The sequence below is a fragment of the Pseudomonas sp. UBA6276 genome, assembly GCF_002438365.1.
Classification (GTDB): domain Bacteria; phylum Pseudomonadota; class Gammaproteobacteria; order Pseudomonadales; family Pseudomonadaceae; genus Aquipseudomonas; species Aquipseudomonas coleopterorum.
Map to the genome: position 1 here is coordinate 12,118 of NZ_DJUS01000060.1, position 19,870 is coordinate 31,987.

The 19,870-nt window shown below is 62.7% G+C and carries 18 protein-coding genes; 7 read left to right on the top strand and 11 right to left on the bottom strand.

Features of this window, described 5'->3' with window-relative positions:
• Positions 1-108: 108 nt before the first annotated feature.
• Entirely contained in the window at positions 109-741 is a 633-nt protein-coding gene (locus B2V21_RS06980; protein ID WP_049860683.1) for a TetR family transcriptional regulator, read from the top strand.
• A 97-nt stretch (positions 742-838) separates the two neighbouring features.
• The gene (locus tag B2V21_RS06985; protein WP_049860684.1) at positions 839-1,735 is read left to right on the top strand and encodes a DMT family transporter; all 897 of its coding nucleotides are present in this window, start codon (positions 839-841) and stop codon (positions 1,733-1,735) included.
• 110 nt (positions 1,736-1,845) lie between these two features.
• Here the strand turns inward: B2V21_RS06985 and B2V21_RS06990 are convergent, their stop codons facing one another.
• The gene (locus tag B2V21_RS06990) at positions 1,846-3,300 is read right to left on the bottom strand and encodes an MDR family MFS transporter (RefSeq protein ID WP_204951061.1); all 1,455 of its coding nucleotides are present in this window, start codon (positions 3,298-3,300) and stop codon (positions 1,846-1,848) included.
• Positions 3,301-3,477: 177 nt separating this feature from the next.
• On the bottom strand, positions 3,478-4,407 hold the full coding sequence (locus tag B2V21_RS06995) for an AraC family transcriptional regulator (RefSeq protein WP_286916430.1): 930 nt from the start codon (positions 4,405-4,407) through the stop codon (positions 3,478-3,480).
• A 312-nt stretch (positions 4,408-4,719) separates the two neighbouring features.
• Here B2V21_RS06995 and B2V21_RS07000 point away from each other — a divergent pair, with 312 nt between their 5' ends.
• Both B2V21_RS07000 and B2V21_RS07005 read left to right on the top strand, forming a co-directional pair.
• Positions 4,720-5,043 carry an antibiotic biosynthesis monooxygenase family protein gene (locus B2V21_RS07000; RefSeq protein ID WP_049860687.1) on the top strand — a complete coding sequence of 108 codons (324 nt, stop codon included), beginning with the start codon at positions 4,720-4,722 and terminating at the stop codon, positions 5,041-5,043.
• A gap of 42 nt (positions 5,044-5,085) precedes the next feature.
• Entirely contained in the window at positions 5,086-5,325 is a 240-nt protein-coding gene (locus B2V21_RS07005; protein ID WP_286916431.1) for a hypothetical protein, read from the top strand.
• On the opposite strand, the gene B2V21_RS07010 is transcribed toward B2V21_RS07005, so the two are convergent.
• From B2V21_RS07010 to bglX, 5 genes are all read right to left on the bottom strand, one after another.
• Positions 5,318-5,944, bottom strand: coding sequence for a flavin reductase family protein (locus B2V21_RS07010; RefSeq protein ID WP_056845106.1), 627 nt, complete (start codon positions 5,942-5,944; stop codon positions 5,318-5,320). The two genes, B2V21_RS07005 and B2V21_RS07010, sit on opposite strands and share 8 nt — an antisense overlap.
• 96 nt (positions 5,945-6,040) lie before the next feature.
• On the bottom strand, positions 6,041-7,360 hold the full coding sequence (locus tag B2V21_RS07015) for an MFS transporter (RefSeq protein WP_286916432.1): 1,320 nt from the start codon (positions 7,358-7,360) through the stop codon (positions 6,041-6,043).
• Positions 7,361-7,519: 159 nt separating this feature from the next.
• Positions 7,520-8,848 carry a sigma-54-dependent transcriptional regulator gene (locus tag B2V21_RS07020; RefSeq protein WP_286916433.1) on the bottom strand — a complete coding sequence of 443 codons (1,329 nt, stop codon included), beginning with the start codon at positions 8,846-8,848 and terminating at the stop codon, positions 7,520-7,522.
• Positions 8,845-10,599 (bottom strand): sensor histidine kinase, encoded by a 1,755-nt coding sequence (locus B2V21_RS07025; RefSeq protein ID WP_286916434.1) that lies wholly within the window; start codon positions 10,597-10,599, stop codon positions 8,845-8,847. The genes B2V21_RS07020 and B2V21_RS07025 overlap by 4 nt, the downstream gene beginning before the upstream one ends.
• Positions 10,600-10,622: 23 nt before the next feature.
• Positions 10,623-12,914, bottom strand: coding sequence for a beta-glucosidase BglX (bglX, locus tag B2V21_RS07030; RefSeq protein WP_286916435.1), 2,292 nt, complete (start codon positions 12,912-12,914; stop codon positions 10,623-10,625).
• Between the two features lie 225 nt (positions 12,915-13,139).
• Between bglX and B2V21_RS07035 the strand changes: the two genes are divergently transcribed.
• Positions 13,140-14,336 (top strand): class I SAM-dependent methyltransferase, encoded by a 1,197-nt coding sequence (locus B2V21_RS07035; RefSeq protein ID WP_286916436.1) that lies wholly within the window; start codon positions 13,140-13,142, stop codon positions 14,334-14,336.
• A gap of 96 nt (positions 14,337-14,432) precedes the next feature.
• The gene (locus B2V21_RS07040; RefSeq protein ID WP_275669801.1) at positions 14,433-14,645 is read left to right on the top strand and encodes a response regulator transcription factor; all 213 of its coding nucleotides are present in this window, start codon (positions 14,433-14,435) and stop codon (positions 14,643-14,645) included.
• A gap of 12 nt (positions 14,646-14,657) precedes the next feature.
• Here B2V21_RS07040 and B2V21_RS07045 read toward each other — a convergent pair whose 3' ends face one another.
• Positions 14,658-15,677, bottom strand: coding sequence for a DUF4917 family protein (locus tag B2V21_RS07045; RefSeq protein WP_286916437.1), 1,020 nt, complete (start codon positions 15,675-15,677; stop codon positions 14,658-14,660).
• A 140-nt stretch (positions 15,678-15,817) separates the two neighbouring features.
• Here B2V21_RS07045 and B2V21_RS07050 point away from each other — a divergent pair, with 140 nt between their 5' ends.
• The gene (locus tag B2V21_RS07050; RefSeq protein WP_286916438.1) at positions 15,818-16,888 is read left to right on the top strand and encodes a glycerophosphodiester phosphodiesterase; all 1,071 of its coding nucleotides are present in this window, start codon (positions 15,818-15,820) and stop codon (positions 16,886-16,888) included.
• A gap of 99 nt (positions 16,889-16,987) precedes the next feature.
• On the opposite strand, the gene B2V21_RS07055 is transcribed toward B2V21_RS07050, so the two are convergent.
• The 3 genes from B2V21_RS07055 to B2V21_RS07065 all read right to left on the bottom strand — a co-directional run bounded on the left by B2V21_RS07055 (position 16,988) and on the right by B2V21_RS07065 (position 19,727).
• Positions 16,988-17,302, bottom strand: a complete 315-nt coding sequence (locus B2V21_RS07055) for a hypothetical protein (RefSeq protein WP_049860698.1) — start codon at positions 17,300-17,302, stop codon at positions 16,988-16,990.
• Between the two features lie 104 nt (positions 17,303-17,406).
• Positions 17,407-17,988 carry an AAA family ATPase gene (locus B2V21_RS07060; protein WP_282346902.1) on the bottom strand — a complete coding sequence of 194 codons (582 nt, stop codon included), beginning with the start codon at positions 17,986-17,988 and terminating at the stop codon, positions 17,407-17,409.
• A gap of 299 nt (positions 17,989-18,287) precedes the next feature.
• Positions 18,288-19,727 (bottom strand): NCS1 family nucleobase:cation symporter-1, encoded by a 1,440-nt coding sequence (locus B2V21_RS07065; RefSeq protein WP_286916439.1) that lies wholly within the window; start codon positions 19,725-19,727, stop codon positions 18,288-18,290.
• Positions 19,728-19,870: the final 143 nt, after the last annotated feature.

The window sequence follows — 19,870 nt, forward strand, 5'->3', positions numbered from 1 at the left end:
CGGCGCACCATCGACATTCGGGACAAGCCCCGCACAAAAGGGATTCCCGGCCTGAGCACGCGCCGCGTACCGCATGGCCCGTGCATTGAAGATTGAGGTTCTACTGCCATGGTTCGCCGTACCAAAGAGGAAGCCCAGGAAACCCGAAGCCAGATTCTCGAGGCCGCCGAACAGGCTTTCTACGAGCGCGGTGTGGCTCGCACGACCTTGGCCGACATCGCAACCCTGGCCGGGGTGACGCGCGGCGCCATCTATTGGCACTTCAGCAACAAGGCCGATCTGGTCCAGGCCATGCTCGACAGCCTGCAGGAGCCGCTCGAAGAATTGGCCCAGGCCAGCGAAAGCGAGGATGAGCCCGATCCACTGGGTTGCATGCGCAAGCTGCTGATCCGCCTGTTCCAGCAGATCGCCGTGGACCCCAAGACCCGCCGTCTCAACGAAATTCTGCATCATAAGTGCGAGTTCACCGATGAAATGTGTGACATGCGTCGCCAACGTCAGACGGTCAGCATCGACTGCAATGTGCGCATCGAACGCTCGCTGAGAAATGCGGTGAACCGTGAACAGCTGCCGAGTGACCTGGATACCGTCAGGGCCGCCATCGCCTTGCACGCCTATATAGATGGCATGATCGGTCAATGGTTGCTGGTTCCTGGCAGTTTCGACCTTTTCCAGGAAGCCGAGCGTTGGGTGGACCTGAGCCTGCAAACGCTGAGCCTGACGCCGGCGTTGCGCAAATAAAGTTGTGAATCAAGTTGTAACACTGCCCCCGCTCGCGCCATCATCGACCTTACCCGCCCGGTCGGTACCCTTTCATCATCCTGTTGCGAGCGTGTGAATGAGCGTGCAAAACCCGTTGCTTACTGGGGCCAGCCAGCCGCTGCGCGGTATCGCGCTGATCTGTCTGGCGACGTTGCTGTTCGCCAGTCACGACGCCTTGTCCAAGTACCTCTCCGGGTTTTTTCCCATCGTCGTCGTGGTGTGGGCGCGCTATGTGGTGCACACCCTGTTGATGCTGGCCATCTTCGTGCCGCAGACCGGTTTGTCCACGGTCATCCGCACCAAGCGACCCGGATTGCAGCTGCTGCGCGCGCTGTGCCTGATCGCCACCAGCCTGTTCTTCACCACCAGCCTGCGTTACATACCGTTGGCCGAGGCCACCGCGGTGAACTTCCTGGCGCCCTTGCTGGTGACGGCGCTGTCGGTGCCGCTGCTCAAGGAAGTCGTCACGCGCGCTCAGTGGGCGGCGGTGATCACGGGCTTCATCGGTGTACTCATCGTCATCCGGCCCGGCGGTGCCTTGTTCACCCCGGCCATCATCCTGCCGCTGATTTCCGCGTTCTTCTTCGGTCTGTACCAGTTGCTCACGCGCAAGCTGAGCGGCATCGACAGCCCGACCACCAGCAACTTTCTTGCCGGTATCTTCAACACTCTGATCATGAGCGCGGTGCTGCCGTTCTTCTGGCAGGCACCGGGCTGGATCGATGCCTTGTTCATGGTGGGGCTGGGCACCTGCGGCATGCTCGGGCATCTGTTGCTGACCCAAGCCTTTCGCCATGCGGCGCCGGCGCTGCTGGCGCCGTTCAGCTACGGGCAGATCCTGTTTGCCGGCATGTATGGTTACCTGATCTTCGACCATACCCCGGATATCTTCGGGGTGGTGGGCATCAGCGTCATCTGCCTCAGCGGCCTGGCCGTGGCCTGGGCCCAACGCAAGAAGCGACCGGCTGTCTGAGCGGGCCCCTTCGCGGTTAGAACCCCCTCCCACAGGTCAAGCAGCTTCGCTCCACCCCTTGTGGGAGCGGGTTCTACCCGCGAAGAGGCCAGACCTGCCCCCCACACAAGCTACTTCTCCCCATGCCCACGGCCCCTCAGTTCCAGATTGGGCAGCGCCAATGCCACGGCCAGTCCCAGCAGCGAAATACCGGCACTGGCCCACAGCAAGTGTTGAAAGGTCTGCCCCAGTTCCAGCCGCAAGGCGTCCCGTGCCGGGCCTGCCGCCGCATTGAGCCCGGTCAGCAGTACATTGTCGCCCATCGCCTCGAGGCCGTGACCGCCCAAGGCACCGTCCGCCAACTGCACGCCATGCAACATGGCCAGGAGCAGGGCCGACAGGCAGGCCACCCCAACCGCGCCCCCCAGCGAGCGAAACAACGCCAGGGTGCTGGTCGCCACACCAATGTCCCTGGCCTGCACCGAGTTCTGCGCGCCCACCAGCGAGGTGGGAAACTGCAGGCCGCAGGCGAAGCCGGTCAACAACATGAAGCCCACGCTGAGCAGCAGGTTGTCCGGCGGGCTGAACGACATGCCCATAATCCCCAGCGGGGCAAGCAGCGCCCCGGTCAGGATGATCGGTTTGTAACGCCCGGTCTGTGAAGTCCGACGCCCGCCCAGAAATGCGCCGATCGGCAGGCCCAGCGCCAGCGGCAGCAGGTACAGCGCCGCCGCATCGGCCCCGGCCCCGGTGACCGTCTGGAAGCGCAGGGGCATCATCACGCTCAGGCCAATGGCCTGGAAGCTGGTGAAAAACACCGAGCACCAGCACAGCACCGCCGCTGGAATGGCGAACAGGTGCAGCGGCAGCAGAGGCTCGCGAAAGCGTCGCTCATGCCAGACGAAACCCAGCAGTGCCACCACGGCCACCACCAGCAGGCCCCACACCTGCGTGTCGCCCAGCCCATGGCCCTGGCCGATGCGGGTGATGCTCATCAGCAAGGTGCTCAAACCGATGATCATCAGCACCGTGCCCAGGTAGTCGATGACCGGCGTGCGCTGCGGAATCGGCAGCCCGGCCAGCTTGCGGTTGGCGTACCAACAGGCGAATGCGCCCAGCGGCAGGTTGATCAAAAACACCCAGCGCCACGACAGGTACTGGGTCATGTAGCCGCCCAGCACCGGCCCCAACACACTGGCTGCGGCGTACATGCTGCTGAAATACCCCTGGTAGCGACCGCGCTCGCGAGGGGGCACCACGTCACCGATGATTGCCTGGCTGACCGACACCATGCCGCCAGCGCCGACCCCTTGCAGCAGGCGCGCCAGCACCAGTTGCTCCATGCTCTGCGCCATGCCACAGAACAGCGACGCGACGGTGAAAAGCCCGGTGCCGATGAGGATCATCCGCCGACGGCCATACAGGTCGCCCAGCTTGCCGTAGATCGGCGTGGCCACGGTCATGGCCACCATGTACCCGGAAATCACCCAGGCCAGGCGGTCGACGTCGTTGAACTGCGCAGAGATGGCCGGCATCGAGACCGCAACGATGGTCTGATCCAGGGCGCCGAGAAAAATGGCCAGCATCAAGGCCACCAGAATGCTCTTGATGGCCGGCGGGGAATGGCTGAGATCGGTCACAGGTGGGCCTGTAGAGAAACGCCGAGGCCAGATGGCCGCGGGCCGTGGCTTAGAGTGTACTGGATAGCTAGCTATCGGTTCTATCGGTGACCCGGTGTTTTTTCCAGGTCTGCCTGCGCGGCCCTACAGACTGATCCGCAGCCGTGCCAGATCGCGCACCGGCGGCGCGCCGAAATGGCGGCTGTATTCGCGGCTGAACTGGGAAGGGCTTTCGTAACCCACTCGATACCCGGCCGCCGAGGCGTCGAGGTCTTCGCTGAGCATCAGCCGGCGCGCCTCCTGCAAGCGAAGCTGTTTCTGATATTGCAGCGGGCTCATGGAGGTTACCGCCTTGAAGCGGTGGTGCAGTGTGGACACGCTCAAGTTGACTTCCCGGGCCAGGTCTTCGATGCGCAGGCTGCGATGAAAATGCCGGTTGATCCAGGCGATGGCTTGGCTCACGCGATGGGTCTGACTGTGCGCCACCGCGATTTCGTAGAGTCGATGACCTTGTTGCCCGCCTAACAGACGGTAGAGGATTTCCCGCCGCACTAGGGGTGCCAGCACGGCAATGTCCCGTGGCGTCTCCAGCAGCCGGACCAGGCGCAGCACGGCATCCAGAAAGGCCGTGTCCATTCGCTCCACGTACAGGCCGCGCTGGGTCGAGCGCGTGGGCACCCCCAACGGTCCTGCGTCGGCGATCACTGCGTTGATTTCCTCGGGGTCGATGTCCAGCCGCAGCGACAGGCTGGGATCGTGCGGGGTGGCATCGAGGATCCGTCCCGAGACCGGCATGGCCACCGACACCACCAGAAAATTCAACGGATCGTAGACATAGCGCTCATCGCCCAGGCGCACTTCCTTGCGGCCATTGGCAAGGATGCACAGCGCCGGTTGGACCAGGGCCGGGAATGACTGCACGCATTCCTCATAACGCACCAGGTGCAGGCCGCCGATCGCGGTGCCATGGTCGCCTGGCGTCTGGGCGCCGCGCGCGATGCGCTCGGCCAGTTCGCGACGGCTGTGTTCCAGAGCGGGGTCCAGCGGTAACAACGCAGGGGCGGAGAGGGTCATGCGGGCTCCAGGATCTGTACATCACATGAGACGAGGATAATCCGCGCTTAATGCCAGAGGTAGACGATAGCTGCCGGATGTTTGCCCAATCCTGCCAACTTGCGTCATGGCCTTGTACACACCGAGGCTGGCAGTGTCAGCGGGCAAGCCTGAAAGTGCCCAAAATAACCCATACCAGTTGAACGAAGCTGCAACCCGGCAGGATCGGGCAAGACCTTGACAGGAAACGGCTAACCCTTGCGAGCCGGGGTTGCGTAACGTTGTCGCTGTAACTGTGTTCACCGCAGAACGTTCAATCAGGGAGAGTCGAGCATGAACTCATTTTCTACCGTCAGTCATTGTGCCCTGGTCACCGCCCGGCCAGGTGATTCGGAGCGGGTCGGGCTGGGTTTGTCGGCGCTGGTACGGCCCGCGCTGGCCATGCCTGGCTGTCTGCACTTTGCGGTCCAGCGCAGTCACGGCGACGAGCGACTGTGGCAGGTGGCTGGCGTTTGGCGCGATCAGGCCGCGATGACCGCCTGGCTCAACTCGCCGGGCATGCAGGTGTTCTCCGATCTGGTCCACGGCCTGCTGGTGACCAGCCTCGACCTGCACACCTTCGGTGACGCGGCGCTCGAACATGCCAGTGCGGCCTGAGCCGCGTACAATCGCGGCTTTTCCATCGGCCCGAGGTACGTCATGGCACGCAAGGTATTCGAACATCACGAAGCGGTTTCGGCAGTAGTGCCGGAGGCGGGCAGTTACCGCGCCGCCATTGCCATCAAGGCGCTGCAGGGCGGTGGCGCCCCGCGTTTCCACAAGGTGCTCGACGGCCAGTCGTTCGCCACCGCCCACGAGGCCGATGGCGCTGCCGCCGAGGTCTTGTCGACACTGGCCTGCGTCGACGAAGACGGCGAACCGGTGTTTGCGCCTATTTGACCTGTGGCCGGTGCATCTGGAACAGCGCCTGCGGACCGATCTCGAAGTAATCGGCCGGGCCGCCGCCACGCAGGATCGGGCCGGCCGCGGCCGTGTCGTAGATGCCGTCCTTGAGCAGTGACTTGGCAATGTGCACCGCCACCACTTCACCCAGGATCAACCAGGTGGGCACCTCTTGCTGATCGGCGCCCTTGAGTTGAATGATCTGAGTGACCTTGCATTCGAATGACACCGGCGCTTCGAGCACTCGCGGCACGCTGACGATCTTCGAAGGCGCGTGCTGCAAACCGCTGAGTTCGAACTCGTCGACTTCGGGTCCCACCGCCGCGCAGCTCTGGTTCATCTGCTCGGCCAGGGCGCGAGTCGACAGATTCCAGACGAACTCGCCGGTCTGTTCGATGTTGTTCAGGCTGTCCTTGCGTCCCACACTGGCGAAGCCAATGATCGGCGGCGTGTAGTTGAAGGCGTTGAAGAAGCTGTAGGGCGCCAGGTTCAGACGACCTTCGCGATCATGAGAAGAGATCCAGCCGATTGGCCGCGGGCCGACGATGGCGTTGAACGGGTCGTGGGGCAAACCATGGCCCTTGGCGGGTTCGTAGTAGTAGGTGTCATCCGACATCGGGGGCAGTCCTCAGCGTTCAAGTGCCCCCAGTGTGCGTTGTCAGCGGTTTCCAGTGCAACTGCCCCCGCCGTCGCGGCGGGGGCATGCCTGGCTTCAGTCCGTTTCGATCCGCGAGTGCTTCTGGGTGTCCTTCATGAACACGTACACCAGCAGCGAGCAGGCGATGCAAGCGGTCACATACCAGTAGTAGCCGGTTTCCATGCCGATCTGCTTGAACCACAGCGCGATCAGTTCGGCGGTGCCGCCGAAGACCGATACGGTCAGTGCGTAGGGCAGGCCGACGCCCAGGGCGCGGATTTCGGTGGGGAACAGCTCAGCTTTAACCACCGCGTTGATGGAGGTGTATCCACTGACGATGATCAGCGCCGCCATGATCAGGAAGAACGCGCCCCACCAGGTTTCAATGGTGTGCAGGGTGGTCAGGATGGGGACGGTGCACAGGGTGCCCAGTACGCCGAAGGCGATCAGGATCGGGCGGCGTCCGACCTTATCGGAAAGGGCGCCGATGACCGGTTGCAGGCACATGAACAGGAACAACGTGGCGGCCGAGATGGCCGTCGAGTCGGCCTTGCTGAAGCCTACCGTGTTGACCAGGTACTTCTGCATGTAGGTGGTGTAGGTGTAGAACGCCAGCGTACCGCCCATGGTCAGGCCGACCACGGTCAGCAGTTCCTTGGGGTGGCGCAACAGGGTGCGCATCGTGCTTTCCTTGGAGACCTTTTTCTGGGTGAAGGATTCGGTCTCTTCCATACCGCGACGCAGCCACAATGCAACCACGGCGCACAGCGCACCGATCACGAAGGGTACGCGCCAGCCCCAGCTCAGCAGTTGTTCTTCGGTGAGCGTCTGTTGCAGCACGATCAGCACCGCCAGGGCGATCAACTGACCGGAGATCAGGGTGACGTACTGGAAGCTGGAGAAGAAACCGCGCCGCTCGCGCGTGGCCATCTCGCTCAGGTAAGTGGCGGAGGTGCCGTACTCACCGCCTACCGAGAGGCCCTGCATCAGCCGCGCGAGGACCAGCAGCACCGGCGCCCAGATGCCGATGGTTTCGTAGCCCGGTGTCAGGGCGATCACCAGCGAGCCGAAGCACATCAGCAGGACCGAGGCCATCAGCGCCGCCTTACGGCCTTTGCGGTCGGCATACAGGCCCATCAGCCAGCCGCCGATGGGGCGCATCAGAAACCCGACGGCGAAAATTGCGGCCGTGTTTAGCAACTGGGCGTTAAGACTGCCCTTGGGGAAGAACACTTGGGCGAAGTACAGGGAGAATGCGGCGTAGACGTACCAGTCATACCATTCGACCATGTTGCCGACCGAACCGCTGAAGATCGATTTGACCCGGCTGGCGGTGGTGCGAGGCGGGGCGGATGCAGCACTTGCCCCGGCGGGCAGGGTGTTTGAGTTATCCATGATGGAACCTTCTCGTTATTGTTGGCAGCACGTTGAGTCGCGCTTGCCAAGGCAATAGCAGAAGCCGTGCCAGCCTGCGAAGCCCAGGTTTTGCGGGGGCTTATGCATAAAGTAGGCGGATTCTTGCTGATACGAGAAGGGTGATAAGCGGATTTTTGCCTATTCGCGAAAGTCTTCACGCGCCAGTCCGTGACGCTGCATCTTTTCGTTCAAGGTCCGCCGGGGCACTTGCAGCGTTTGCATCACCGCCTTGATGTCGCCCCGATGACGGGCGAGCGCCGCACGCAGGCATTGCGCTTCGAACGCTTCCTGCTGCGCCGCCAGCGACAGCCCTGCGCCAGGTGTTTCCAGGGCAGGCGCGGCCAGCCCCAGCACGTGGCGTTCGGCGGCGTTAGCCAGCTCGCGGACATTGCCGGGCCAATCGTGGCTGAGCAACTGACTCAGTTGTGTCGAGTTCACCACCGGGACTAGGCGTCCCAGGCGCTTTGCGGTGGCCGCCGTGAAGTGATCGAACAGGCACAGGATGTCTTCACGCCGCTCGCGCAGCGGTGGCAGGCGCAGTTCGGCGACATTCAGCCGATAGGCCAGGTCTTCGCGAAACAGCCCGGCCCGGGCCTGCTCCAGCAGATCGGGCTTGCTGGCCGCGACCAGGCGCAGGTCCACCGCGATGCTCTGGTTGGAGCCCAGGCGTTCGAGCTTCTGCTCCTGCAGCACGCGCAGCAGCTTGGCTTGCTGGGCCATGGGCAGGCTTTCGATCTCGTCGAGAAACAACGTTCCGCCGTGAGCGTATTCCAGCTTGCCGATGCGCTTGCCTTGCGCACCGGTGAAGGCGCCGCTTTCATGGCCAAACAGTTCGGCCTCGAACAACGCCTCGGGAATGGCAGCGCAATTGAGCGCCACGAACGGCTTGCCGGCGCGCGGGCCGAAATCGTGCAGGCAGCGTGCGACCAGCTCCTTGCCACTGCCGGTCTCGCCGCGAATCACTACGTTGACCGGCAGTGAGGCCAGGTCCAGCACCTGGCGGCGCAGTTGGGCGATGGCGGGCGCCGCGCCGAGCAGGGTCGCCTGCAATTGCTCGCTGAAGTCGGCGCGGTTGTGCAGACGGCGGTTTTCCAGGACCAGTCGACGCTTGTCCTGAGCCCGCCGCAAGCTGCTCAGCAAGCTTTCCGGGCTGAATGGTTTTTCGAGAAAGTCGTAGGCACCATCGCGCATGGCCTGCACCGCCATCGGTACGTCACCGTGGCCGGTCAAGAGGATCACCGGCAATTCGGGATCGCGTGCCTGAAGTTGCGCCAGCAGGCCAAGCCCGCCCATGCCCGGCATGCGCACATCGCTGAGGATCACGCCGGGGAAATCCGCCGGCAACTGGGCCAGGCACTCCTCGGCCTGGCTGAAACGCTGCACCGAAAAGCCACTGAGGCCCAACCATTGTTCAACGGCGTCACGAATGCTCGCTTCGTCGTCGATGACCATCACTTGATTGCTCATGCAGGCTCCTTGTCGAGGGGCAGGGCGAGGGTGAAGCGAGCGCCACGCTCCAGGTTTTCCGCGCTCAGCTGACCACCGTGTTCATGGGCGATCGCCAGCGAGACCGCCAGCCCCAGGCCAAGCCCTTCGCCGATCGGCTTGGTGGTGAAAAACGGATCGAACAAATGCTCGATGTGTTCACTGGCAATGCCGCTGCCACTGTCGGCGATGCCCAGATGCCAGTGTTCGCCGTGAGTCTGCAGGGTGATGTGCAGGTCCTTGGCCGGCTCGCTGCTCATGGCGTCCAGCGCATTGCGCAACAGGTTGATCATCACCTGTTCCAGGCGAATGGCGTCGCCGCGCACCCAGGCAGGCCGGCTGACCTGCAGATGCAGGCGGACCCCGGCTGCCTGCAGAGGCGTTTCCAGCAACTGCAAGGCCTGATCGAGCACCCGCGCCAGGTCGAGTCGTTCGCGTACGCCTGCCGGGCTCTTGCGGGCGAAGGTTTTCAAGTGTGTGGTCAGCGCCGCCATGCGTGTCAGCATCTGTTCCAGTGGCGCCAGGGCCTGGCGCGCCGCATCGATGCGATCCTGATCGAGCAACAGCCGCAGGCTCGCCAGTTGCATGCGCTGCGCCGTCAGTGGTTGGCTGATCTCGTGGGCCAGCGCTGCCGACATCTGGCCCAGGGCGGCCAGCTTCGCCGCCTGAACCAGACCTTCCTGGGCGTCGCGCAATTCGCGGGTACGTGCCCGTACCAGCGACTCCAGCTGCTCGCGGCTGCGCTGGCGCAGGGCGGCCAGACGACGGCGCTGGTTCAGCCACAAGCCACCGAAGACCAGGCTCAGCCACACGCCCACCGCCGCCAGCGCGGCATTGCGGCTGTCCTCGTTGCCCGCGACGGGTGGTTTGAGCAGGTGCAAGGTCCAGCCTTCACTGTCCATCGGCAACGATGCCCAGAGATAGTCGGCCGTACCCTGTGGGCCGTTGACCCGTACTTGCCTGGCCGCGGCGTCGAGCGTGTCCAGCACCTTGTGATCCAGTGGCTGCACGGCTTGGTCGTGATACTGGCGAGTGCGCTGCAACTCAGCGCGGTCGGCATCGCTCAAGGCGTGCAGCGTGCGATAGCGCCAGCCCGGCCGATTGGCGATGAACACCACGCCCCGCGCATCGCTGACCAGCAGCGTGTCAGGCCCCTGCGCCCATTCCTGTTCCAGCTCGGGCAGTTCCAGCTTGACCACCATGGCGCCGAGAAAACCGTCCCGGCTGTCCTTGATCGCGCTGGACAGGAAATAGCCGGGGATACCGCTGGTCACGCCCACGGCATAGAAACGCCCGCTGCCCTGGCTGACCGACTGGCTGAAATAAGGCCGGAACGCGTAGTTGTGACCCACATAGCTGGTGGGCAGGCGCCAGTTGCTGGCGGCCACCGCCAAACCGGCGCGGTCGAGCAGTTCCAGGGTCGAGGAGCGAGCTGCCGCGTTGATGCGCTCCAGCTTGCGGTTCAGCACATCCTGGGTGGCCGCGTTGATCGGCCCCTGCAACGCCTGCTGCAATTGCGGATCCAGCGCCAGTACGGCAGGCAGGGTGCGGTAGCGCTCGATCAGCGTGTGCAGGCTGTTGGCGTACAGTGCCAGCTGGCCATCGCTGCGCGACGCCTCTTCATTCTGGGCCAGTCGCTGGGCATGGCGGCTGGCCCAGACGGCGGACAGCACCGCGCCGGCCACGATGGCCAGCACGATGGCGCTCAGGCGCAGGGCACGGGAGTCGATCACGGGCGCTACTCGACCATTGCCGGCTACAACAACTCGAAGTTCGCCTCTTTCACGTCGTCGGAATCCAGCCCGATCATGACAGTGAATTGACCCGCTTCCGCTGCACGAACCAGTTGCTGGTTATAGAACTTCAGATCGTCCTCGACGATGTCGAAGGTCAGGGTCTGGCTTTCGCCCGGCTTGAGCATCAGCTTGCGGAAATGCTTGAGCTCCTTGACCGGTCGGGCCATGGAAGCGGCCACGTCGCGCACATACAACTGCACCACGGTTTCGCCCGCGACCTTGCCGATGTTGCGTACGTTGATGCTGGCTGTGACCTTGCCATCGCGGCTCATACGCTTGCTCGACAGCTTGACGTCCGACAGGCTGAAATCGGTGTAGCTCAAGCCGTAGCCGAAGGGGTACAGCGGACCTTGCTCGCTATCGAAATATTGGGAACTGTAGTTGCCTGGATGCCCTGGCGTGAACGGCCGGCCAATGCTCAAGTGGCTGTAGTATAGCGGCACCTGGCCCACCGAGCGCGGGAAGGTGACCGGCAGCTTGCCGGACGGGTTGTAGTCGCCGAACAGCACATCGGCGATGGCATTGCCTCCCTCGGTGCCGGCGTACCAGGTTTCCAGAACCGCGTCGGCCTGGCGCTGCTGTTCGCCAATGGTCAGCGGACGGCCGTTCATCAGTACCAGCACCAGCGGTTTGCCGGTGGCGCGCAGGGCGGTGATCAAGGCCTGCTGGGTGCGAGGCAGATCGAGCGCGACGCGACTGGCCGATTCATGGCTCATGCCACGCCATTCGCCAACCGCCGCGACGATCACGTCAGCATCACGTGCCGCCGCCAACGCCTCGTCGATCAGGGCCTGGCTGGAGCGCGGATCGTGGGGCAGTTTCATGTTTTCAGGCAGGAATCGGGTGATGAACTCCACGGTGGCGCGGTCGTCGCTGAGGTTGGCGCCCAACGCATATTTGATATGGGCCGGGTCGCTCACGGCATTGCGCAGGCCCTTGAGCAGCGTTACCGACTGCCCGGCCACGCCTGCGGCAGACCAACTGCCGAGCATGTCATCCGGCGCATCGGCCAGTGGCCCGATCAGCGCGATGCGTGCATCCTTTTTCAGCGGCAGCGTCTGCTTCTGGTTTTTCAGCAGGACCAGGGTCTTGCGGGCCACGTCGCGGGCTTCGGCGCGATGCAGACGGCTTTCCGCATTGACGTCGGCTGGATCGTCCTGGGCCTTGCCGATGCGCAGGTACGGATTGGCGAACAAGCCCATGTCGTACTTGGCCCCGAGTACTTCGCGCACGGCGTTGTCGAGGTCGGCCTCGCTGATCTGACCACTCTTGAGCAGCTCTGGGAGGTGCTCGCCGTAGGCCTGATCGTTCATGCTCATGTCGATGCCGGCCTTGATTGCCAGTTTCGCCGCCTCGCGGTCATCGGCGGCCACACCGTGCTTGATCAGCTCATGGATGGCACCGTGGTCGCTGATGGTGATGCCCTTGAACCCCCATTGTTTGCGCAGTACATCCTGCATCAGCCAGGTGTTGGACGTCGCCGGCACGCCGTTGATCGAGTTCAAGGCGACCATCATGCCGCCCGTGCCGGCATCGACGGTGGCGCGGTAGGGCGGCAGGTAGTCCTGGAACATGCGCTGCGGGCTCATGTCCACGGTGTTGTAGTCACGCCCGCCTTCGATTGCGCCGTACATGGCGAAATGCTTGGCGCTGGCCATCATCCGGTCTGGATTGGCCGGGCTGGAGCCCTGGATGTTCTCCACCATCACCCGGGCGATCTTCGACACCAGATGAGTATCTTCGCCGAACCCTTCGCTGATGCGGCCCCAGCGCGGATCGCGGGAAATGTCGACCATCGGCCCGAAGGTCATGTCGATCCCGTCGGCGGCCGCTTCGGCGGTCGAGGTCCTGGCGCTCAGGGCAATGGCGTCCATGTCCCAGCTCGCGGCCAGGCCCAGGCTGATTGGAAACTGGGTACGGTGGCCATGAATGACGTCATACGCGAAGAACATCGGAATCTTCAGCCGGCTGCGCTGGGCAGCGTCCTGCATGGGGCGGTTTTCCGCGCGGGTGACCGAATTGAACGTGCCACCGATACGCCCAGCGGCAATCTCCGCTTCGATGCGCTGATGGGTCATTTCCCCACCGATGGCAATCAGCCGCAACTGGCCGATCTTCTCGTCTACGGTCATGCGTGCGAGCAGATCGGCAACGAATGCCTCCTTGTTCTGCAGACCTTGGGAGGGGCTTTCGGCATGCGCGGATTGCAAGGCCAGGCCGACGACGACGCCCAGCAGACACAGCTTGTTCATGGAGTTCTTCTCTTTGGCGTACCGCACAGGGTGCTGCAGCCGGTGACAGGTGGCAGTGTTTTTGTAGTTCGTGGGAGGTGTTTTAACGTATCGGCGCCGGTCAATCCAGTCAGGTGCCAGGATTGATACAAATGCATCCATGACAGTGAGGGCAAATCCATTTTCCCCAAGTCCATGCACACCCACTAAAATGCCCGCCTGAACACACCCGAGATCCGTTTCGCCATGCCCGTCACTGACCCCCGCGCCGAATTCCTTGCCCTGCTCGACACCAGCCTGGCGCAGAACGCTTTCATCAAGCTGGTGCTGGCCCGCCACGTCGGCCAGGAGCCGGAGCTGCAGCGGCTGATCGTCAAGTTGGCGACCATCAAGGGCGAAGCGTGCCTGTCGTTCGTGTACCGCTACAAGACGCGCGACATCACCAAGAACTTCAGTCTGAGCGATGGTCAGCAGTTCATTGCCGAAGCCTTGCCCGACACCTTCAAGAACGCGCACCTGCTGACCTTGACCGACGAGTTGCAGCTTGAATTCAGCAAGAAGAACAAGGCCAGTCTGCACCGCAGCAAGCAACAACAGGAGCGGGCTGCGCCGGAGTTGGGCCACGATCGGGAAAAGAAGCGTTTTCTCGAGCTGAACCGGCCGTTCCTGCGAGACCTGGGTGTGACCGACCAGCAGGGGCAGTTGATCCCGTCGATGTCGCGCAAGTGGAAACAGATCAACAAGTTCATCGAAGTGTTTTCCCACGCGTTCGCCACGTCCCGGCTGGCCAGGGCCGACGTGCCGGTGCGGGTCGCCGACTTCGGCTCGGGCAAGGGCTACCTGACCTTCGCCATCCACGATTACCTGGCCAATTCCCTGCAGCGTCAGGCACAGGTCACGGGCGTGGAATTGCGCCCTGACATGGTCGAGCTGTGCAACGCCGCAGCCGCTGGTCTGGACCACCCGGGGCTGGTTTTCGAATGCGGTGACGTACGCTCGGTGGTGCCCAGCGAAATCGATGTGATGATCGCCCTGCATGCCTGCGACATCGCCACCGACTACGCCATTCATACCGGTATCCGCTGCGGCGCGGCGATCATCATGTGCTCGCCATGCTGCCACAAGGAAATCCGCCTGCAGATCCAGAGCCCGGGCCTGCTCAAGCCCATGCTGCAATACGGCCTGCACCTGGGCCAGCAGGCCGAGATGGTCACCGACAGCCTGCGTGCCTTGCTGCTGGACGCCTGCGGCTATGAAACCAAGGTGTTCGAGTTCATTTCTCTGGAACACACCAACAAGAACAAGATGATTCTGGCGGTCAAACGTGACACGTCCGGCCCGAGCGCCGAAGCGCTGGCCAGGATCGAAGAGTTGAAGGCGTTCTACGGCATTCGCGAGCAGCGCCTGCAGACCTTGCTGCAGGAAGACGGCCTGCTGGGCTAGCTTGCTGTGAGGCGTCGGCACTACAAGTCGACGGCGTTGTGACCCACCCTTGGCGAGCGCCACCATGAGCGCTCAAGTCAAGGGTTGGAGTTTGCAGTGACGCTCGACATCAAGCTGACGCCGCGCGAGCAGGAAGTGCTCGTCTGGAGCGGCAGAGGCAAGTCCTCGTGGGAAATCTCGCGCATATTGGCCTGCTCCGAGGCTACGGTTAACTTTCACTTCGCCAACATCCGCCGCAAGTTCGCCGTGGGCTCACGCAGCGTGGCTGTACTGCTGGCGCTGGAAAAAGGGTTGATATCGCTGTGCTGAAGGCGTTTGCCTTCAGCGACGCTTCTTCACAACGGCGGGCACCGGTACGTTCAGTTGCGCACTCCCCAAGCCATGGCTGGTTGCGTCGAAGAAATGCAGGGTTTTGCCGCAGTCGGCGAACAGTGCCGTGAAACGCTGCTTCTGGCTGATGATCCAGGCATCGCTGAGCGGAAAGATCGAAACGTGGAACGTCTGCGCTGGCGCCTGGCGCAGGGCCTGGAGAATGTGCGCGTCGTCGCTGTCCAGGTTGTGGCCGAAAATGCACAGCGTACCGTCCTGTAGGCTCAACTCGCCATGGCACCAGCTCAGGTAATCGGAATCGCGGATGCTGCACAGCTTCTGTGCGCTGGGGCCCTCATTGACCAGCAGTGGTACATCACCTGGGGTGTTGATGGCAAAGCCGTCGAGCAGGGCTTCGCCCTCGGCGGTCCGCTGCCGGGTCGTGCCGTCGCTGTTCTTGATCAGGTGCAGACCGCCGTGCAGGTACAGCACGCGCGATCCCTGGGAGGCCGTGCGGCGGATATCGAAACCGGCGTCCACGTCCATCAGCTCGGCGAAACCCTGCGGGTCATGCTGCACGGCCCAGGGGCAGAGCAGGTCGTAATTGCTGCTGTACACGGTCTCGAACGAGCGCAGCTCGCGGTTCAGGAGCGCCAGGCGTGACTCATCGAGCAAGCGATAGGGGATGTGCACGCTGCGCACGGCGTGGATCAGCGCTTCCTTGATCGCGTAGTAGCGGTTGAGCGGGGCGGTCGAACTGATCGCCAAGGCCGCGTTGACCCGTACGGTGCTGTTGAGCACGGTCAGCACCTGTTCGAAACTCTGGGTCTGCAGCGACTTGAACAAGGCCAGGTCGGTCAGGCTCAACGGTTTGTTGCGCACCTTTTGCGCGCGCTCGAACAACGCGTCGTAGGCGAAGCTGCGCCAGACCGCACGGCTGGCGCCGTTGCCCAGCAGCAGACTTTGCGCAGGCTGGCGGGTGTGCAGGGTTTGCCAGTCGTCGAGGTGGGCGTCGAAGGTGTCATGTGCCATGGTGATGATTCGTTCTGCTCGTGTCTTGGACAAGGGCGCGACTCTAGCACGCCATCTCCTGTCATCCGACGCCGTCTATGCTAGGTCGGTTCATCGGTATCTTGCGGTGCCGTTTTCGATCACCTCTGAAAGGACTACGCATGTTGACATCCCTGTGCAAGACGCTGTGCCTGACCGCCGCCCTCGGCGCCGCTGCCTCGGCCCACGGGCAAACGCCCGAACAGTTGGCCCATACCGCCAACATTCCCTATCCCGCCGTCATCGCCCATCGCGGTGCCTCGTACGATGCCCCCGAGTCCACACTGCCAGCCTACCTCCTGGCTCGTGACTTGGGTGCCGACTACCTGGAACTCGACGTGCAACGCACCCGCGATGGGCAGTTGATTGCGCTGCACGACGACACCCTGCTGCGCACCACCGACATCGCCAGCAAATTTCCCGAGCGCAAGGACAAGCCGGTCAGCGACTTCACCCTGGCGGAGCTGAAAACCCTCGACGCTGGCAGCTGGTTCAATGCCGCGCACCCGCAGCGTGCCCGTGACAACTACAAGGGTCTGAAGATTCTCACGCTGGACGAAGTGCTCGACGTCGCCCAGGGCGGTACCCACAAACCTGGGGTGTACATCGAAACCAAGGTACCGCAGCAGTTTCCCGGTATCGAACGCGATCTCAAGGCCAAGCTTGCCCAACGGGGCTGGCTGGATGGTCAGCATCGGGTGGTGCTGCAGACGTTCGAGAAAAACAGTCTGGAATTGCTGGCCAAGGAAATGCCGCAGGTGCCCAAGGTATTGTTGCTGTGGGTCGGCGAGGGCAGCATCGAGCCCAAATCCAAGGGGTCATTCGCGGCGTCCGGCATGACCGACAAGGCGGCGTACTATGCCCAGCAACAGCCCCGTGATCGCGCCGAGTTCGAGCGCTGGCTCGACATCGCCAAGGCCAACGGTGCAGTGGGCACAGGCCCTTCGGCTGCATTGAGCGAGGGGGGAGACCAGAGCTACATGGACCTGGTCCAGCCCTGGATGAACCAGTTGACCCACGACAAGGGCTTGCTGGTGCATGTCTACACGGTCGACGAGGCGGTTGATTTCAAGAAGGTCAGCGAGGCGGGAGTGGACGGTATCTTTACCAATCGTGCCAGCGAGTTGCTCAAGTTCTACAAACGTCCTGCCCCGGAATCTGTCGATCAGATTCTCGAACGACACGATTATTGAGGGCCGGACATGAAAACGGCGCGAATCCCGTTGCTCGGCCCCTGTGCGTTACAGGAGCATGAGCGGGATTCGCGCCGCCGTGTGGGCTGGTGCGGGCGGTTATTTACCGGCGCCGGCGCCGTTGCCGCCACTGTTGCCTGAGCTGCCATCACCCTTGCTGGCGCCCATTGGAGTAGGGCCGCCATCCGTGGTCCCGGCATCTGCGCCTTGGCTCATCGATCCGGATTTGCCATCGATGCCGGTGGCGTTGCCGCTGTCGGGCGATTTGTCGGTGCCTGGGATAACCTGACGACCCGACGGGGCTTCAGGTGTGGCCGTAGAGTTGGTGTCGTTCGACGCCGCAATCGCCGCGAACGACGAAGCCGATAGAAGACCGGCCAGAGCCAGCGAGGCGAGCTTTTTGCTAATCAACATGGTGCATCTCCGCAGTGAGAGGGGGGGTACAAGCATTGGGCCATCGCATGGATCCCAACGTGCCCTCGAGGCGACGAGCGGCAGGTACGCCACAGTGCTTCCGCTCAGCGATACAGACGATGAAACCCCGGTGGATGGCTTCTGGCGGTATCGATGGAAATGGGCTGACCCCGCTTGAGCCAGGCGTCCACGGTCTGGCCGAAAGTGTGATCGCTGCAGTCGCGCAGCAACATCAACGGAATGTGCAGATGCCGCGCCACGGCTCGTGCGCTCTCACGTTCCTGCTGTTGGAACAGCTCGACTTCGGTGGCGGAGGCGTGGCAGGCCGGTAACCGCTGGAGCACGGTCCCCGGCTCGCTTTCCAGCAGCAAGATCGCTCCCAGGGAAAGCCGCTCGAATGCCGTCACGTCAATGCCCAACGTGCGTGCTCGCTTGCCCATCAAGGCAACGTTGCCTTCCAGCAGCATCGATTTGCCGCTGGCGGCGATGCTGGTAGCGGCCAGTTCCAGTGCCTGGCGATTACGGTCGCGGTTGGTCGCATAGCGGTCATCGCTCCATTTCACGGACGCCAGCACCTGCCGGACCAAGCCTTTCGCGCTGCCGTGCAGCACCCCGCGACGGTGCGCATAGTGCTCGCAATGCCAGGTTTTACCGACCCCGTGAATACCGGCTACCAGAATGATCATGATGGATATCCATATCAAGTAAGAGGTTATTACTACAAGGGGTCGGTTGCTGAAGCGTCAACAAGGGAATCAGAAATTTCTGATTGAGTTGGAGGATTTCTCAATTTGCCCTGGCATAACTTGCTGTTTCGTTGGCAAAAGCAGGCGTCAGGCAGGCTCAGAAGTCAGGACGCCGAGGAAGGTAATCTGTACTGGCGACTCTGGGCTATCTGCGTATTGTTTAAGTTTGTTGATTAATGTTCGACCTGTGGTGCAGGTACGCCGCTGCATTCACGGCAGACGACGCACCCTGTCTTGGGTCAGGCGCCTGCCAGGCTCAACGAACGCACGTCCCGCCGTGCCAGCAGCCAGTAGAACCCGCCACCCAGGAAGCAGCCGGTGAACCAGGCGAAGTTGGCGATCTGCTTGAACCAGGGCACGAAGGTCACGACGATACCGATCAGCGTGGCCGCCAGCAGCGCCTTGATCGCCACCGGGTTGAAGCCGTTGCTGTACCAGTAGCGCCCGGTGGGCGAGTCGTCGAACAGCGCTGCCACGTCGATCCGCTGTTGCTTGATGCAGTAATAGTCCACCAACAGGATTCCGAACAGCGGGCCAATGAAGGTCGCCAGCACGTCGAGGGTGTAGTGGATCACTTCGGGGTTGTTGAACAGGTTCCACGGGGTGATGAAGATCGAGGCCACGGCGGCAATCATCCCGCCGGCGCGCCAGCTGATCTTGCTTGGCGCGCAGTTGGCGAAGTCGAAGGCGGGCGAGACGAAGTTGGCGACGATGTTGATGCCGATCGTTGCCGTGACGAAGGCAAAGGCGCCCAGCAACACTGCAACGTCATTGTCGATACGCGCCACTGTGGCGATCGGGTCGTGAAGCATCTCGCCGAACACCGGCAAGGTTCCTGATACGATCACCACGGTGACCAGCGAGAACGCCAGGAAATTCACCGGCAGACCCCAGAAGTTGCCGCGCCGCACGTCAGCCATGGTCCGGCAATAGCGGCTGAAGTCGCCAAAATTCAACGTGGGGCCCGAAAAGTACGAGACCACCAGAGCCGTCGCCATCACTACCTGGCCGAAGGCTTCCCAGCCGCTCAGGGATTTTTCCGCGAGGGTGAAGCTGATGTTGCTCCATCCTGCCTTCCAGACGATCCAGCCGGCAAGAATGAACATCGCCGCGTAGACCACCGGCCCGGCCCAGTCGATGAAGCGCCGGATCGAGTCCATACCGGTCCAGAACACCGCCGCCTGCACCGCCCACAGGAACAGGAAACCCATCCAGCCCAGGTACGACAGGCCGGCGAACTGCACCTGTGCGTAGCTTTCCATGCCCGGAAAGAAACGCAGCACTACGATGATCAGTGCGCTGGACGCCAGGTACGTCTGCACGCCGTACCAGGCGACCGCGATCAGGCCGCGAATCACCGCCGGAATGTTCGCGCCGAACACGCCGAACGCCAGGCGGCAAATCACCGGGTAGGGCACCGCCGCCTGTTGGCTGGGTTTGGCGACCAGGTTGGCGATCACCTGAATGATACCGATGCCCACCAGCAGCGCGATCAGCACCTGCCAACTGGCCAGGCCCAGGGCGAACAGGCTGGCGGCGAACACATAGCCGCCAACGCTGTGCACGTCGCTCATCCAGAAGGCAAAGATGTTGTACCAGTTCCACTTCTGTACTACCGGGCCCAGGTCTTCGTTGTACAAGCGAGGGCTGTAGCCCTTGGGTAGGTCGGGATTATTCACGCACACGCTCCAGGGTCGTGGCCGCTCCGAGCATTGCATACGGGGGTCGGCGTTGTTGTATACGATCCATGGAGCAGGATGCGTGCCAGCGTGTATCGAAGCGTAAAACCAACGGGTTTACAGTGATGGCGCAGCCAGCGTCG